The organism is Psychrobacter sp. Pi2-52, from assembly GCF_904846705.1.
GTDB lineage: Bacteria > Pseudomonadota > Gammaproteobacteria > Pseudomonadales > Moraxellaceae > Psychrobacter.
The window spans coordinates 55,753-72,252 of record NZ_CAJHBS010000001.1 but is presented as its reverse complement, the minus strand read 5'-3'; the positions used below and the strand labels follow the sequence as shown (position 1 = coordinate 72,252).

Annotated in this window: 17 protein-coding genes; 15 read left to right on the top strand and 2 right to left on the bottom strand. The window is 42.6% G+C overall.

Annotated elements, in window-relative coordinates; translation table 11 throughout:
* Positions 1-17 precede the first annotated feature (17 nt).
* The 4 genes from JMY00_RS00310 to map all read left to right on the top strand — a co-directional run bounded on the left by JMY00_RS00310 (position 18) and on the right by map (position 3,723).
* Entirely contained in the window at positions 18-1,034 is a 1,017-nt protein-coding gene (locus JMY00_RS00310; protein WP_240990597.1) for an arginase, read from the top strand.
* Between the two features lie 96 nt (positions 1,035-1,130).
* Complete coding sequence (locus JMY00_RS00305) at positions 1,131-2,534, top strand: YjiH family protein (RefSeq protein ID WP_201578668.1); 1,404 nt, start codon at positions 1,131-1,133, stop codon at positions 2,532-2,534.
* A 216-nt stretch (positions 2,535-2,750) separates the two neighbouring features.
* A complete protein-coding gene (locus JMY00_RS00300; protein WP_057761037.1) occupies positions 2,751-2,957 on the top strand; it encodes a ParD-like family protein in 207 nt (68 codons plus the stop codon).
* Positions 2,950-3,723: a type I methionyl aminopeptidase gene (gene map / locus JMY00_RS00295; protein ID WP_201578667.1), complete on the top strand. Its 774-nt coding sequence runs from the start codon at positions 2,950-2,952 to the stop codon at positions 3,721-3,723. The genes JMY00_RS00300 and map overlap by 8 nt, the downstream gene beginning before the upstream one ends.
* Before the next feature lie 187 nt (positions 3,724-3,910).
* Here map and JMY00_RS00290 read toward each other — a convergent pair whose 3' ends face one another.
* The gene (locus JMY00_RS00290; protein ID WP_201578666.1) at positions 3,911-5,569 is read right to left on the bottom strand and encodes an isovaleryl-CoA dehydrogenase; all 1,659 of its coding nucleotides are present in this window, start codon (positions 5,567-5,569) and stop codon (positions 3,911-3,913) included.
* Positions 5,570-5,676: 107 nt separating this feature from the next.
* On the opposite strand from JMY00_RS00290, the gene JMY00_RS00285 reads away from it, so the two are divergent.
* Positions 5,677-6,480, top strand: coding sequence for a PaaX family transcriptional regulator (locus JMY00_RS00285; protein WP_240990596.1), 804 nt, complete (start codon positions 5,677-5,679; stop codon positions 6,478-6,480).
* A gap of 476 nt (positions 6,481-6,956) precedes the next feature.
* On the opposite strand, the gene JMY00_RS00280 is transcribed toward JMY00_RS00285, so the two are convergent.
* Positions 6,957-7,625: a GntR family transcriptional regulator gene (locus JMY00_RS00280; protein ID WP_201578665.1), complete on the bottom strand. Its 669-nt coding sequence runs from the start codon at positions 7,623-7,625 to the stop codon at positions 6,957-6,959.
* A 299-nt stretch (positions 7,626-7,924) separates the two neighbouring features.
* Here JMY00_RS00280 and madL point away from each other — a divergent pair, with 299 nt between their 5' ends.
* The 10 genes from madL to JMY00_RS00230 all read left to right on the top strand — a co-directional run bounded on the left by madL (position 7,925) and on the right by JMY00_RS00230 (position 16,215).
* Positions 7,925-8,332, top strand: coding sequence for a malonate transporter subunit MadL (gene madL / locus JMY00_RS00275; RefSeq protein ID WP_201578664.1), 408 nt, complete (start codon positions 7,925-7,927; stop codon positions 8,330-8,332).
* Between the two features lie 67 nt (positions 8,333-8,399).
* Positions 8,400-9,158 (top strand): malonate transporter subunit MadM, encoded by a 759-nt coding sequence (madM, locus tag JMY00_RS00270; RefSeq protein ID WP_201578663.1) that lies wholly within the window; start codon positions 8,400-8,402, stop codon positions 9,156-9,158.
* Between the two features lie 21 nt (positions 9,159-9,179).
* Positions 9,180-10,835 carry a malonate decarboxylase subunit alpha gene (mdcA, locus tag JMY00_RS00265; RefSeq protein ID WP_201578662.1) on the top strand — a complete coding sequence of 552 codons (1,656 nt, stop codon included), beginning with the start codon at positions 9,180-9,182 and terminating at the stop codon, positions 10,833-10,835.
* A 27-nt stretch (positions 10,836-10,862) separates the two neighbouring features.
* A complete protein-coding gene (gene mdcC / locus JMY00_RS00260) occupies positions 10,863-11,180 on the top strand; it encodes a malonate decarboxylase acyl carrier protein (protein WP_201578661.1) in 318 nt (105 codons plus the stop codon).
* On the top strand, positions 11,173-12,060 hold the full coding sequence (locus JMY00_RS00255) for a biotin-independent malonate decarboxylase subunit beta (protein ID WP_201578660.1): 888 nt from the start codon (positions 11,173-11,175) through the stop codon (positions 12,058-12,060). The genes mdcC and JMY00_RS00255 overlap by 8 nt, the downstream gene beginning before the upstream one ends.
* 4 nt (positions 12,061-12,064) lie before the next feature.
* Positions 12,065-12,781 carry a biotin-independent malonate decarboxylase subunit gamma gene (gene mdcE, locus JMY00_RS00250; protein ID WP_201578659.1) on the top strand — a complete coding sequence of 239 codons (717 nt, stop codon included), beginning with the start codon at positions 12,065-12,067 and terminating at the stop codon, positions 12,779-12,781.
* A 65-nt stretch (positions 12,782-12,846) separates the two neighbouring features.
* Entirely contained in the window at positions 12,847-13,581 is a 735-nt protein-coding gene (gene mdcG, locus JMY00_RS00245; protein WP_201578658.1) for a malonate decarboxylase holo-[acyl-carrier-protein] synthase, read from the top strand.
* Positions 13,505-14,395: a triphosphoribosyl-dephospho-CoA synthase MdcB gene (gene mdcB, locus JMY00_RS00240; protein ID WP_240990595.1), complete on the top strand. Its 891-nt coding sequence runs from the start codon at positions 13,505-13,507 to the stop codon at positions 14,393-14,395. The genes mdcG and mdcB overlap by 77 nt, the downstream gene beginning before the upstream one ends.
* Complete coding sequence (gene mdcH, locus JMY00_RS00235) at positions 14,373-15,296, top strand: malonate decarboxylase subunit epsilon (RefSeq protein ID WP_201578656.1); 924 nt, start codon at positions 14,373-14,375, stop codon at positions 15,294-15,296. The genes mdcB and mdcH overlap by 23 nt, the downstream gene beginning before the upstream one ends.
* Positions 15,297-15,411: 115 nt before the next feature.
* Entirely contained in the window at positions 15,412-16,215 is an 804-nt protein-coding gene (locus tag JMY00_RS00230) for a sulfite exporter TauE/SafE family protein (RefSeq protein ID WP_201578655.1), read from the top strand.
* Positions 16,216-16,500: the final 285 nt, after the last annotated feature.

Genomic DNA, 16,500 nt, shown 5'->3' with positions numbered 1-16,500 from the left:
TAGAAAATAGAAGTTCAATGCCAGATGTGGACTCAAATGATGAAAAAATTGTTTTATTTAATAGAGACAAAATAATGAATGATTTAATGAAAAACGTGCGAATAGTAGAAGTTTATTCAGATGTTGCAGGGCATAAAAAAGGCGCGTCACTAGGAATTGATGCATTGCGCGCGTCATCAAAAGAGATGAACGCAGACTACTATGAAAAATTGCAACTTGATAGTATAAAAAATGAATATATACATGAAGAAGAATCGTCATTTAAGCATGCAAAATACGCCGATGTAATTGAACCTGTTATTTCTAAATTGGCGCATAAAATCAAAGATATAAGAAATGAGAATCAATTTCCTATTGTTATTGCAGGTGATCATTCTAGCTGTGCAGGCACCATGCACGGTCTAAAAATGGCACATCCTGATGCTGAAATCGGCGTGGTTTATATAGACGCACATGCTGATTTTCATTCACCATATACCAGCGGATCAGGAAATATGCATGGCATGCCTTTGGCAATGGCTTGTGCCATTGATAATTTGGAATGTCAGCGTAACGAGCTTTCTGAAAAAGAAAAAGAGTATTGGGAAAAGTTGAAGTTTATGGCATCGAGCGAGCCATCAATTAAGCCAGAAAACGTGGTGTTTTGTGCGGTTAGAGATTATCAAGAAGAAGAGATGGCTCTAATTAGAAGACATAAAATCCCTTTATATAGCGTGGCTGAGATAACCCAAAAAGGTATCAGTTCTACCGTAGAGGAAATCTTCAAAAAACTAGAATATTGCGATCATATTTATGTGTCGTTTGATGTTGATAGTGTTGATCCTTTATATGTGCCAGGAACCGGTACGCCTGCAATGAATGGCCTATCATACGAACAAGCGATGCAACTTAACATAGAGTTAATTAAGAATAAGAAAGTATGCTGCTGGGAAATGGCAGAGATAAATCCTTTGTACAATAACTCAAAAGATGACTCGACCAGAATATTTAAAATTTTAGAGAAAGTGACCCACACACTTTTGAGCAATTACTAGTATTAAATATTCAAAATAAGTAAAAGAATCTAGCCTAAAGGGGTTTGTTAAAACTTTCTTTAGGTTGGTTAAAAAGGGACTGCGAGTAAAAATAATATGGACATTATTAAAGCCAGCGCTGCAAGTCGAGATGTTAGCGGTATCAATATCAGACAATTTTTGAAGTTCTTTATCCCATCTATTATAGGTTTGATGCTTTTCGTATTTCCAATTCCTTATGTGGACGGTCAGTTTGTCACCTATGCAGAAGGATTTACCATTCCTATATCTGTATTGAAGGATTACATACAGGGTTATATCGGTGACCTTCTGCCGTTATTGGTTGTCACCTCAATCATGATTACCTTGTGTTGCACCTTATATACTAAAATCATGAAACCTGCATTTATTCTGAATAATGCGTTTTTAAATAACTTATTAAACGTTACAACACCATGGCTTGTTATCAGAATGCTTGGTGCATTTTTCGTTGTCGTGACCTATTTTAAATTTGGGTTTGAAGCAATATATTCAGACAATATTGGCGGCTTAATATTATATGAGTTAATGCCAATACTTTTTATTGTATTTTTCTTGGCTGGATTGCTGCTACCGTTATTGCTTGATTTTGGCTTATTAGAATTTTTTGGGGTTCTACTAAGTAAAGTAATGAGACCTTTATTTGGCTTACCAGGTAGGTCATCTGTAGATTGTTTAACGTCATGGTTGGGTGATGGCACTATCGGTGTGTTATTAACCGATAAACAATTGGAAGGTGGGTTCTATACCAAAAAAGAAGCGGCAATTATTGCTACAAGTTTTTCAGCAGTGTCGATTACATTCTGTTTGGTTGTCATCTCTCAGGTTAAGCTCGAGAGCTACTTCATCAATATGATTGGGGTCGTTGCTTTATGCGGCATTGTTTGTGCGCTAATAGTACCAAGGTTATTGCCCTTATCTAGAATTGAAGATACTTATACTATCGAAAACAGTGATAGAGATCACGAAACCATTCCCGAAGGAAAAACGTTATTCACCCACAGTTTGCATAAAGCTGTCCAAAAAGCAGACAAGAGCCCAAGTTTTCTTACTTTCTTAAGAGATGGACTAAAAAATATTTTGGATATGTGGATTGGGATATTGCCTGTCGTTATGGCAATCGGCACTATGGGTCTAATCGTTGCAGAAGAAACACCTGTATTTGATTATTTAGGTATGCCGTTTATTCCATTCTTAGAGTTATTGAACATACCTTTTGCTGCAGAAATGTCAAAAACGATCATGGTAGGTTTTGCAGACATGTTCTTGCCGGCTATTATCGGTTCTTCAATCGAGTCAGAATTAACGCGATTTGTTATCGCTTGCTTGTCAGTGTCTCAATTGATCTATATGTCAGAAGTCGGCGGATTGATTTTAGGGACAAAAATCCCAGTGAGCTTTTTTCAACTATTAGTCATTTTTCTACTAAGAACAATCATCTCATTACCGATCATTGCGGTATGTGCTCATATGATTTTCTAAATAGAACTTATTAAAAATTAGCTACACCACGTTTGAACAGAGAGTCAGCAGCAAAAAACCACCTTGATAGGTGGTTTTTTGCTGTCAGTAACAAGCTATAGTTCGATTCAAATAATTTCAATATAAGGAAATCGAGTTCAAGCGATATATTATTTCTTGCAACCATACAAAAATAGATATACGATTTATATACGTTTCGTATATTAAGGTATTTTTATGGGTATTGTGAAAATTGATGATGAACTGCATGAAGATATTCGTAAAGCAAGTGCCGTCATGGTGCGCTCCATTAACGCACAAGCCGAATATTGGATGAAGATAGGCATGCTCGCTGAAGCCAACCCTAATATGTCTTACAACCAAATTATCAATGAGCAAATGAGACAAGCTGATGTCAATGTAAGGAACCTTATAGATGGATAAGGTCATAATTAAAAATGCAGCGGAATTGGAAATCATGCGCGAGTCTGGGCGACTTCTAGCCTCTGTCTTTGATTATCTTGATGAGCAAATTACAGTCGGTACTTCTACGATGGACATCAATAACCTTGCTGAGCACTATATTGTCGATCAGTTAGGTGCACGTCCAGCCAGTAAGGGTCAGTATGGTTACCAATATGCATTGAATACCTCAGTGAATAACGTGGTCTGTCATGGCGTTCCTTCAGAGCAGCAAATACTTAAATCGGGTGATATTGTGAATGTGGATATTACCCTAGAACAAGGGGGTTTTATCGCTGATTCTAGCAAAATGTATCTGATAGGTGAAGTGGCACCACTTGCAAAACGCTTGGTTGATCACACCTATGAAGCCATGTGGGAAGGAATACGAGTGGTGAAACCTGGAGCAACGCTGGGTGATGTTGGTCATGCCATCCAAAGTTACGCTGAGCAGCAAGGCTACTCTGTAGTGCGAGAGTATTGCGGCCACGGTATTGGACGCGAAATGCATGAGGGACCGCAAGTTTTGCATTACGGGCATCAAGGAAAAGGCCTAGTCCTACAAGAAGGTATGACATTTACCATTGAGCCGATGGTCAACCAAGGTAAGGCCAAAGTTAAGGTCAAAAAAGATGGCTGGACTGTAATCACTAATGATAAAAAATTATCTGCTCAGTGGGAGCATACAATTGCGGTTACTTCTGACGGCTATGAGGTTCTCACTTTGCGAAGAGATGAGCTTATTTAAACTATTTAACATTTGAATGGCTATTCGGTAAGGCGCTTCTATAATTCAGAAGCGCCTTTTCTTAGGATGTCATGTGACCGTTATTTAGCCAGTTATGGCTAAGAATAAAGTGACAGACATCAAAGGCAAAAGCCCCTGCTACGTCAACAATCAGTAGCAAAGGACTCTTTGATACATATAAAGATATCTACAGAACTGCTTTGGTCGCGCCAGCCGCCCGTTCGATCAATAAATCCACGGGAGCATCAGGACTTAATGTACCAAAGGCCAGTCCATGCTCATTCCCAATTCTAGAACGACAGAATGCCTGAGCGATCTCTGTATGTTCAGTCTGTAGTAGTATCGAACCCTGTAGCATCAATGCCAGGCGCTCAATCACATAACGACTACGGAACTCCAAGGTTTGCGTATCCTCAAGTCGCTCTATTAGCAGGTGTAATTCTTTATCATAGTCAGCATTTTTCCCTACTGCTTGCTGCAATTCCTTAAACAAAGCTTGCTGAGTTTCTGGCTCCTTGTTCAAGGCACGCAGCACATCTAGACACTGCACATTGCCGCTGCCTTCCCAGATTGAGTTTAGCGGTGCTTGCCTGTACAGACGCGGCATAATAGTCTCTTCGACATAGCCGTTACCGCCCAAACATTCTTGTGCCTCATTGATAAAAACGGGCGCGCGCTTGCATATCCAATACTTCCCAATTGCTGTCGCGATACGAGCAAGTGCGGCTTCATGAGGATCTGTTTCTATCCTATCAACAGCGTGCGCAATACGCATTGTTAGGGCCAAAGCCGCTTCTGACTCTAATGCTAAGTCTGCCAGCACATTACGCATAATAGGCTGGTTGACTAATAATTTACCAAAGGCTTCGCGTTGACTGGTGTGATGAATCGCTTGAACGATCGCTTGGCGCATTTGGGCTGAGGAGCCAATCATACAGTCAAGTCGGGTTAGCGCGACCATCTCGATAATGGTAGGGATACCGCGACCTTCAATGCCCACTAACTCACCGAATGCGCCTTGAAACTCTACCTCGGAGGAAGCGTTTGCCCAATCTCCTAATTTGTCTTTTAAACGTTGAACTTGTACGGCATTGCGTGTCCCATCAGGCCGAAAGCGTGGTACTAAAAAACAACTAGGTCCACTGTCAGATTGGGCCAAGACGAGATGAGCATCACACATTGGCGCTGAGAAAAACCATTTATGCCCAATGATTTCATAAGAGCCATCTTCTTGCTGTATAGCCCGAGTCGTATTGCGACGTAAGTCTGACCCACCTTGTTTTTCTGTCATGCCCATGCCCATAGTACAGCCTAGTTTTTCTTCCATAGGTAAGCTGCGTGGATCATAGTGTTCGGATAACAGCTTGGGCAGCCATTTTTCGGCTAGCACTGGCGAATGACGTAGGGCAGGGATAGCAGCATAGCTCATAGACATAGGACAACCAAACCCAGCCTCAGGCTGTGAGCCCAGATACATGACTGCCGCCCGAGCCACGTGAGCACTATCACGATCTTCATTACGCCAAGCAAAGTTGCTCATGCCGTATTTCATTCCTGCATGCATCAAATCATGGTAAGCCGGATGAAACTCTACCTCATCTATACGCCGACCATAGCTGTCAAAGCTGCGTAGTTTAGGCTTGTTTTCGTTGGCTAAGAATCCACTGGTGATCAGATCTCCACCAGTCAGTGTCCCAAATTCCCTTAAATGACTTTCTGCCCAAGCAGCACCTTCTCTTGCGACCGCTTCTTTGAGCGCTGTATCTGTTTCCCATGCATTATAATTGGCTAAGGCAAAGGGTTGATTCTGCACCTCATGGGTCTTAAATTGATTTACAATTGACATGATGATTATCATCCCTGATGTTAAATGTCATTTACTAAGTTTCAGTAGTTCAGTAATTTTCAAGATCAGTATTACATATAAAAAATAATTACGTCAATAGGTGTAATATGAACAAACCAACGCCTCGTTTATTGCTTTTACGCTTACTTATGGTGGCAGAGGCAAACACACTTAGTGCTTCCGAAGCGGTGCTGGCAGGCTCTATCTTTGGTATGACAGAAAATAGTATACGTGTGACGTTAGCTCGTCTGATCCAAGCGAATCTTGCTGAGTCGATTGGTCCTGCCACCTACAAACTTGGACCCAAAGCTCAAAAATTGGGCGCCGATGTGGCCTTATGGCAGACAGCGGATAAAAGAACGCTAAAATCCGATGGCTCATGGGTAGCGGTGGCTACCGGTGGACTACCCCGCAGTGATCGTAAAGCGTTGCGTGCCCGTGCTCGCGCTTTGTCATTATTGGGGTTTCGTGAACTTGATAAGGGGCTTTATCTACGTCCCAATAATTTATTAGGCGGTGTTGATGTCGTCCGTCAGCGTCTATTGGACTTGGGATTAGAAGAGGAAGCCGCGGTTTTTAAGGCCAATGATTTCGATGAGGTTAGGCAGAAAAAAGCACGAGCGCTCTGGTCAGACATGCATCTTGAAAAGCATTATAAGGAAAAGTCGCAGCAGCTCACCGACTGGCTAAGTGGTTTGGACGACTTACCGTCCCATGTGGCGCTGCGAGAAATATTCATGCTTGGAGATGCAGGTATTCGTAGTGTTGTTTTTGACCCTCTGCTGCCTGCTCCCTTAGTAGATGAGGACGCACGACAAAAGTATTTTGAGACGGTACGGCATATTAATGATGAGGGTAGGCGTTTATGGTTTGCCTTTTTCGAAGAGGCTAAATCGTTAGAATCCGTTTAACCAAGTCATTAGAATGCGCTTAAACAGAATAAAGTGCGACGATAATCGATAACTAGAGTTTAGCAAGGCTAGAATATAGATCACTTTTAATCTTGTTTAAAGCAGCATAATTCAGGTGCTTTTGACCTTCGAAAACCCTGAACTACTAATATCAAATCTGTGTATCAGTACCAACGATATTGATTGAGCATATTTCATATACGTAAAAAGTTCAATAACGCTGGTACGTTTTCGTTCGCACTTCGCCCAGCTACAACCAGCATCGCAGAACCAGGGCTTGCCCAGTCGCCATAACCAAATAATCAAAGGTGTTAAATGAGCAAGTTGCGTCTTAAAGCCATTATTCCAAATAATAGCAGTATTGTTTTGTTGCCTTATAAAGGCGAGCGCAAGACATTATCTTAGTACTCAAGCAAATTTATTACAAAAGCGCGTAATTCATTCGTCACAGATCTTTAAAAAAGACGCTTCTTAATTTAAGAGTTGTCCGGATTCATAGTAGCAACCAAGTCAGTAAAACGCTCTCCTTGGACTGACACATGCGCTTTAATCAGACGTTCAGCCAAATCCTCATCACCATTAATCACGGCATCCACAATGTTTTGATGTTCCTCAAACGAATGCTGCATGCGATTGTTTACCCGCAATTGCAAGCGTCTATATGGATGTAAACGGTTGTGTAGATTGCTGGCTTGTTCGATCAAAAAACTGTTATGACTTAGCTGATATAAGAAAAAGTGAAACTTTTTATTCGCTTCATAATAGCTCTCTGAATTGTTTTCCATTAAGTATTGCTTGCACTGATCGTGCAGGTGCAGCAATTCAACCTTCTCATCTGCATTGATTCGTCTAGCGGCTAATCTTCCGCACATACCCTCAAGATAAGCCATTACTTCGAACATTTCAAACAAAGTCACGATATTCAAAGTAGGTATTATCGCCCCTCTACGCGGCCGAATTTCGACCAAGCCTTCAGATGCCAAAAGCTTCAAGGCCTCACGAATAGGCGTTCTTGACACCTCATACTTTTCACAAAGTGTGGCTTCATCAAGTTTGGTACCAGGTGGAAGACGACCATAGATGATGTCGTCTTCTATTTTTTTGCTTACCTGAACTGATAAAGGTAGATCATCAATTAAACTCATAATTTCTCCAATTGTATACAATATCTAATTTAATAAGTACAATTTTGTTGCCATTTAAAACCAATTGTATTAGATTATATCAAACAAGTCGGTAATACGTGATAAATCATGCTACGGACTTGGAAATATATTAAGGGTTATATCTTCTATAAATAGAGAGGTGGACAAGAACATTCAAGAAAAGTATTTGATTGGTGCCTAAGGATATTTGTTATTGGCACATACTTTTATTTTATACGGCTCATATATCAAGATAGATATTATTGAAGCAGCCGTAATCATAACCAAGGAAGGTTTCTATGATCATATATGGCACTGCTTTATTAGCAGTATTTTATTTACTCGGCGTTTATCTGGGCGGTCTATTAGGGCAGATACTAGGTGTTGACGCTAACATTGGCGGTGTTGCTATCGCCATGATTCTATTAATTGTCGGTAAAGAGATGCTGGCCAAAAGAGGCTTACTGCCAAAGTCTACTCAATTTGGTGTTTTGTATTGGGCAGGCATGTATATTCCAATCGTTGTTGCGATGGCAGCAGGACAAAACGTCGTTGCAGCACTGTCTGGTGGTTTAGTCGCCGCCGTTGTCTCCATTATTGCGCTTACCGCTACGGTTATCGTTGTCCGTTGGCTTAACAACATGGCCGATGATTACGACACCTTTACATGGGATGAGGATCAGCCCGTGATTGACCAGCTGTCCTAAAGGTCATCATCATTTCATTGACCAGACAACGAAACCCACTAATTTAAGCGCAATAAGGAATAATTAAATGGACTTAATTATACAGACGCTCACTAAAAACAGTTTTGTTACTGCCATCGCAGTGACAGGTCTTGTGATGCTGCTCTCTCAAGTACTATCTAAATATCTCACTAAAGGCAAGCTGCAGTCTTCTGCGATAGCGATCACGCTCGGCTTGATTGCTGCCTATTTTGCAGGTCTATATACCACTGGTAGTAAGGGTATTTCTGATATCGAAATTTTTTCAGGCTTCGCGCTCTTAGGTGGTGCGATGCTGCGAGATCTTGCTATCTCATCCACGGCTTTTGAGGTCGATGTTAAAGAAATAAAGAGCGCTGGCAAGATTGGCATGATTGCCTTGTTATTAGGATGTGTTATTCCTTTTGTAGTGGGCGCTGCTGTGGCATGGACACTAGGTTATAGAGATGCTGTCTCCATGACAACAATTGGTGCGGGTGCGATGACTTATATTGTAGGCCCGATCACAGGCACTGCTATTGGTGCAAGCTCAGAGGTTATAGCCTTATCTATTGCCATTGGTTTGATCAAAGCTGTGTTCTTTATGATTTCAACACCATTACTTGCCAAGTTCATGCGCCTCAAAAGCCCGCGCTCTGCCATGATTTTTGGTGGCTTGGTCGGTACGACGAGTGGGGTCGCCGCTGGATTGGCAGGGACGGATGTCAGGCTAGTGCCATATGGTGCATTAGTGGCGACTTTTTATACAGGACTGGGCGCGCTATTGGGGCCATCTGTATTCTTCTTGACCGTCAATGCATTCTTTTAATGATCAGAGAAAGGAAGTCTTATGAAAGCGAATACTGAAGAAAAAATCTGGAACTTACAAAAAATACGCCGTGATAAAAAGCTCGATGCTGCCAAAAGCAAAGGGTTAGAGAAGCTTGTCCCGAACAACCGTGCTATTGAATTACTAGAAACCGTCCTGTCTCCTGAAGATAGAGTATGCATCGAGGGTAACAATCAAAAACAAGCGGATTTTTTGTCTGAGTGTCTGTCTCAGTGCAATAGTGATGTCTTAAACAACTTGCACATATTGCAGTCAGTCTTGGCACTACCTAGCCACATTGATATCTTTGATAAAGGTATTGCTAGTAAAGTTGACTTTTCTTTTGCAGGGCCACAAGCATTGAGACTGGCAAAACTGGTTCAGAACCAAAAAATCCAAATTGGTTCTATTCATACGTACCTAGAGTTATATGGTCGATACTTTATCGATTTAACCCCGAATGTCTGCCTGATTACCGCACACTCTGCGGATGCAGAAGGCAACCTTTATACCGGTCCGAATACTGAAGATACTCCAGCGATTGTAGAAGCGACGGCTTTCAAAAGCGGCATCGTCATTGTGCAGGTCAATGAGCTAGTTGACAGCGTACCACGCGTGGATATCCCCGCAGACTGGGTCGATTTCTTTATCGTGGCACCGCGTCCTAACTATATTGAGCCGTTATTTACCCGCGACCCTGCTCAGATCACTGAAGTGCAGATATTGATGGCGATGATGGTGATTAAGGGTATTTATGAACCATACCAAATCAAACGCTTGAATCATGGTATTGGTTTTAATACCGCTGCCATCGAATTGCTATTACCTACCTACGGTGCAGAATTAAACCTAAAAGGTAAAATTTGTACCAATTGGGCGCTCAATCCACATCCGACAATGATTCCAGCTATAGAAAGTGGCTTTGTTGAAAGTGTTCATAGCTTTGGCTCCGAAGTGGGCATGGACGAATATATAGAAAATCGCTCTGATGTATTCTTTACGGGCAAAGATGGCAGCATGCGATCGAATCGTGCCTTTAGTCAGACCGCAGGCTTGTATGCCTGTGATTTATTTATTGGCTCAACCCTACAGATTGATTTACAGGGCAATAGCTCGACCGCGACGGTTGATCGCATTGCTGGTTTTGGCGGTGCACCCAATATGGGCTCAGATCCTCATGGACGCAGGCATTCTAGCTATGCCTATCTCAAAGCAGGTCAAGAGGCGACAGATGGACGCGTAGTAAAGGGACGTAAGCTGGTGGTACAAATGGTCGAAACTTATCGTGAACAGATGGATTCGGTGTTTGTTGAAGAGCTAGATGCGTGGCAGCTACAAGAAAAAATGGGCAGTGATTTACCGCCTATCATGATATACGGCGATGATGTGACGCATATTGTGACAGAAGAAGGTATTGCAAACTTGCTGCTGTGCCGTACGCCAGAGGAGCGAGAACAAGCGATTCGCGGTGTCGCAGGCTATACACCTGTTGGAATAAAACGTGACCATGAACAAGTGAAAGCGCTAAGAGCGCGCGGGATTATCCAAAGACCAGAAGACTTAGGTATTGATGCCTCAAAAGCGACGAGAGATTTGCTAGCGGCAAAATCCATTAAAGATTTGGTGAAATGGTCTAATGGCACCTACTCGCCACCAAGTCGCTTTAGAAACTGGTAAAACAATACAAAAAATAAGGACACAACGATGAATGTACTTAATTTTAATTTCGATTCACAGCCCATCAAAGACGCCAAAAAAGAGGTGATTTGCGGCGTGGTCGGTTCTGGTAATTTAGAAGTGCTGGTATCACCACTGGCTGATAGCGCCAAAAGTAATTTTATTATCGATACCTCCGTGACAGGCTTCGATCATATCTGGAAAGCGGTACTACAAGACTTCTCTGATCGTTATGCTGTGGGTGGTCTGGAGTTTAAAATCAATGATATGGGGGCGACGCCTGCCGTAGTGAGCTTACGCTTGAGCCAAGCGATTAATATCTTGGAGGACGAATTACATGGATAACTCATATATTCAAAAGAGCTTTTATGAAAAAACGGCGCGTAATCGTATTGCCAGTATCGTTGATCAGAGCAGTTTTCAAGAAATACTGAAACCCGGTAGCATACCAGTAAGTCCAAACCTTGCTTCACTCGATATTGTCGGTAGTTTTGATGATGGGGTGATTATTGGACAAGCAACTATCCAAGATGAACCAATATACATTATCGCTCAAGAAGGGAAATTCATGGGCGGTGCGGTAGGAGAGATTCACGGCGCAAAAATCGTTGGTACGTTACTCAAAGCCATCGAAAATAAGCCCAAAGCCGTGGTGTTTTTTGTGGACTCAGGCGGTGTACGTTTGCACGAGGCAAATGCAGGACTCATCACTATTTCCGAGATTATGCGAGCGATGCTCAAAGTGCGTGATGCAGGCATTCCGATTATCACTGTCATCGGCGGTACAAATGGTGCCTTTGGTGGTATGGGAATCTGTGCATGCTTGAGTACACATGTCATCATGACAGAAGAAGGGCGTTTAGCGCTTTCAGGTCCTGAAGTGATTGAAACCATTAAAGGTGTTGAAGAGTTTGATTCTAAAGACCGCGCGCTGGTCTGGCGCGTGACAGGTGGCAAAACACGTTACTTACTCGATCACGTCGATTTTTTAGTAGAAGATGATGTAGATGATATCAAGCAAGGGATTATGGAGGCATTGGCTCAACCTGCGATAGAGTTGGATTTGGCTTATTTACAGCAGCGCCAAGCCGGATTGCAGCAGCAGTATGATAAATGGTTTGGGCAAAAAGACAGCATACCTATTTGGCAGGCCATGCATATTGATAACCCTGACTCTATTTCCCTACTAAGCGCTCAGCAGATCAGAGACATTAAAAAAGGATAACATCATGCAAACTCAAACCGTTTTAGAGACTCTGTTTCCAAATCAGCTCGATTACCAAATCAATAACTCAATGATACGCGGTAGCGCCGAAACCAAATTGGGTAAAGTTGAAATCATCGGCACAGTCGACTCTGCTGCGATGAACCAGTTCATCGCCATGACGCTGGCCAATGAGATTTTGGATGTCATTGCTCAAGATCAGAAGACACCCATCGTATTTATCGTCGATACCTTAGGACAAGACTCCTCACGAGCAGATGAGCTGTTATGCCTTAATAGAACCTTTGCGCATCTGGCATCTTGTGTCGATTTGCTCAGGCGCCGTGGTCATCCCAACCTCGCCATTGTGTTGGGCGAGGCGGTCAGTGGTGGCTTCTTATCTTATGGTCTCATGACCAATCAAGTGTTTGCGTTACAGACAAGCCAAGTCAAAGTGATGGACCTACAAGCGATGTCACGAGTGACCAAGATACCGCTAGATAAGCTAAAATCCTTGTCAGAGACATCGGCTGTTTTTGCCCCAGGCGTAGAAAACTATCATGCTATGGGCGCTGTCAATGACATTTGGACGACGTTAGATGCGCATTTAGTCGAAAATGCACTAGCCTCACAGATGGGTCACACAGATAGTTTTCTCATAGATGATCGCCGGAAAATAGCAGAAGATAGAGAAGGGCGTGTTTTGTGTAATGAGATCGTCGAAGCAGTTTTAATGGCTTAGTGTGATAGAAGTATATGCTTTTAGTAGGTATGTATAGTTTCAGTTGAGGTATAAAGGAGAGCACCATGCAGCGTCATGATTTGGTTTATTTACAAGCGCATGAATCATACAGTTTTCTGAATGCCTCTCTGCCTGCCTCGGTGACGCTGGCTGTTGACGACATGATTTGCTCTCAGCAGCCACTCACAGTATGTCGACAAGATATGGACAATGTCACCAAAGTCGCGACCAGCTATATCGAAGACGGTCGCAAATATAGGTTGGCGCTGACCTTACCTAAACTACCGCAAGTCGTGACTACACCGCTAGCGCTTACCGCTTTAATCCCTCAATTGCCTACGGCGATTCAACAACACGCACAAAAATTTATCAATTGCTGTACCCGCTTAGAATGCGAGGTATATGCCTATGGCTCATTTGCCAACCAATATTTTACAGGGTTATCCTTTGTCAGACCGACTTCAGATTTAGATCTATTGATCGTTGCCAATAACAATAACATTGCGCCAGTACTATTAGAAATCGCCGCGTTCAATCGTCTTGCGAGTGCTGTGGCTGATTTAAAAATTGATGGAGAGATCAGACTACAAGGAGGTAGTGATATCTCTTTCAATGAGCTTACCTATGCCATTATGTTTGATATCCCAACGGTCTTAGTAAAGACCTTAGATGATATCAAGCTTCAAAATGTAGACGTATTACTAGGATGGAATACCGATGACTATGAGCACTTTGTTAAATCAAACACAGCATCTGCAAGTATCGCAGCGACCTCAGCAGGCCATTTGGCAGCATATTGATGCCTTGGCGTGTGAAGCCCTATATGATGAGCTGAGCTTAGAAAACAAACCTGGTTTGGTCTGCCCATCAAGTAATGGTAGCCATATCGACATGAATCACCAGACGTTTATAGATAGCATCACTTCATTAAAAGGTTATTTTGCGATTTTAAGTCAATTTGGCTATGAAGATAAGCCTTTTGATGACATCAAAAACCAAGGTGTCTATCAAGAAGAAAAGATGCGGCAGGCCACCCATAGTATCAATACCCATAAAGGCGCGATATTTAATCTAGGTTTTGTCTGCGCTGCTATTGGTCGATGCATACAAGTAGAAATACCTTTGACCCCTAAGAATATTTGCGCACAATTGGTGGAGCACTGGCAAGTTGATTTGAACACGCGCCTAGCCCGTGACCCAAATAGTCATGGGCAAATAATGTTCAAACAGTACGGTATTACTGGTGCGATTGAAATGGTTGCTAACGGTTTTGAAGTCATTCAGGATCAGATATTGCCTTGTTTTTACGAGACTGTATATCGTACGCAAGACTTTGAAAAATCTAGCATGCAGACGTTGATGCTGCTGATATCTGTGTTGTCAGATACCAATATTGTCTGGCGCGGCGGCATAGACAGTTTAAGAAATGCACAGCGATTGGCCACGCAATTTTTGCAAGCAGGTGGCGTATATCAGAGCGACTGGCGACAACAAGTAAACGAGATCAATCAGTACTTCATTCAGCATAACCTCAGCCCAGGTGGCAGTGCTGATCTACTCGCGGTCACGATTTTTTTGTATAAGGTAGAAAATGAATTTAATTATCCTATTTAGCGGGCAGGGGCTACAGAGCCAAGCGCATGTCGATGAAATACTGAGTAAGATGTCGAGTGATGAGCAATCTTTATTAGCCTCAGTAGTACCTGAGTTGTTTGCTGACCCAGTTGATGACAATCAATTGCTTGAGAGTCGACTGTTTGACAATCAGGTTGCACAACCATTTATTTATACTTTGCAGTATTATCGCTGGCACCGTCTTCAGCAGATGATAGGTATGCCAATGGCTTTTTCTGGATACTCTCTGGGCGAGGTCAGTGCTTTTTGTTGTAGTAGTCAGCTCAGCTATGCTGCTGGTCTAGATATGGTCAATAAAAGAGCTAACCTTATGCAAGATGCGGTCACAGAGTCTAGTGGATTATTGGCCATCAAAGGTGTGCCCGATAGTAAACTTGATTACCTACTTGCAGAAAGCCAAACCCATTTGTCTATCAAGATTAATAGAGACCAATTCATCATCGCTGGCAATAGTGAAAACCTTGAGCAGGCCACTCAAGTTGCTCAGACCTTAGGTGCTCAAAATATTCAACGACTGAAGGTATCCGTGCCCTCACATACGGTCATGATGCAATCTGCTGCAGACGCATTTAGTAGCTATACACAGTCTCTGACGCTGCATCCAATGCAGATACCTATTATTAGTGCTACTGAAGGCACAAGATATAGCGATACTGAACAAGGTTTACGCATCTTATCGCAGCAAGTTGATCACCCTTTAGATTGGTATTTGTGTCTGGAGACGCTTGAAGAGTATCAGCCGAACATGGTCATAGAGATAGGGCCAGGCAGCGCACTGTCCAAGATGATCAATAATGTGATGCCACATATTCCATGTAGAAGCTGGGATGACTTTCGCAATATCGATGGGTTACAAGCGTGGATCGATAGAAACCGATAGGATTTAATTGGGTTAGTGCTTGCTGATTATATTCTCAGTATGCTTGCCCAGATTGTGCTACAGAGCAGTTATCATATTTATTTACGACTGAGAATCACTAAAAGGTAGGCGTTACATGTTGTATGTGTGGTTTATCATTGCTGGTGCTTTTGCAGGACTCAGTGCAGGTTTGTTCGGCATCGGTGGTGGCATGATTATCGTACCAGTGCTGGTATGGATTTTTACGGCGTACGCCTTTCCACCTGAGGTGGTCACACATTTAGCGATTGGCACTTCCTTGGCAACGATTGCAGTCACTTCTCTCAGCTCATTGATGGCGCATCATAAGCATGACAGCGTGCGCTGGGAAGTTTGGCGCAATATGGCTCTAGGACTAATCATTGGTAGTTTGGTCGGTGCTGGTATTGCTGACATGATTGATGGTCAGATACTACAAATGATTATCGGTGTGGGTGCTTTATTAATGGCGCTAAAAATGCTGTTTTTATCGAACAAAGATCAGATGGTCAAGCCGTTACCGCCTGCGAGTTTACAGTTTGGTGCCGGCACCGGTATTGGGCTGGCATCATCTATTTTTGGTATTGGTGGTGGTAGTCTAACGGTGCCATTTTTGAATTGGTCAGGATTATCGATGAGACAATCCGTCGGTACCTCTGCAGCATGTGGTTTACCCATCGCGTTGGCTGGCGCGGCTGGCTTTGCTTGGTTTGGTCAAGACGTTGTAAATATGCCTGAAGGCACGATAGGCTTTATACATGTTACTGGTTTTATATGTATTTCAGTGGCCAGCTTTGCGATGGCAAAAGTAGGGGCAAAGCTTGCGCATGTATTACCTGCGTTGACGTTAAAGAGATTATTTGGCGTATTACTACTCGTTGCTGGTGGGCAGTTGTTTTTAAGTGGACTTGGTGTTTTGTAGCAACTTTAGGTACTATCTTTTATTCGAGAAGTAAGTCAGGATTTTGCGTCGCATATTCTTGTAAATGTTTTTAAAATCAAGCAAGCCAATGACAGATATACGTATTAATAGTAAATAAAATGTCTATAGTCTATGCACAAAAAGCCGTAGCAGCAGCGGGTGTTGTCATTTATCCGTCTGTTGTTTCCCAATACTGCACTTAGTAGTAATATCGGTAACTTCGCTTGCACGTGACATCAAAATGTTTGCTAACTAGTTTGATTTATCCAATAACATATCTTCCTC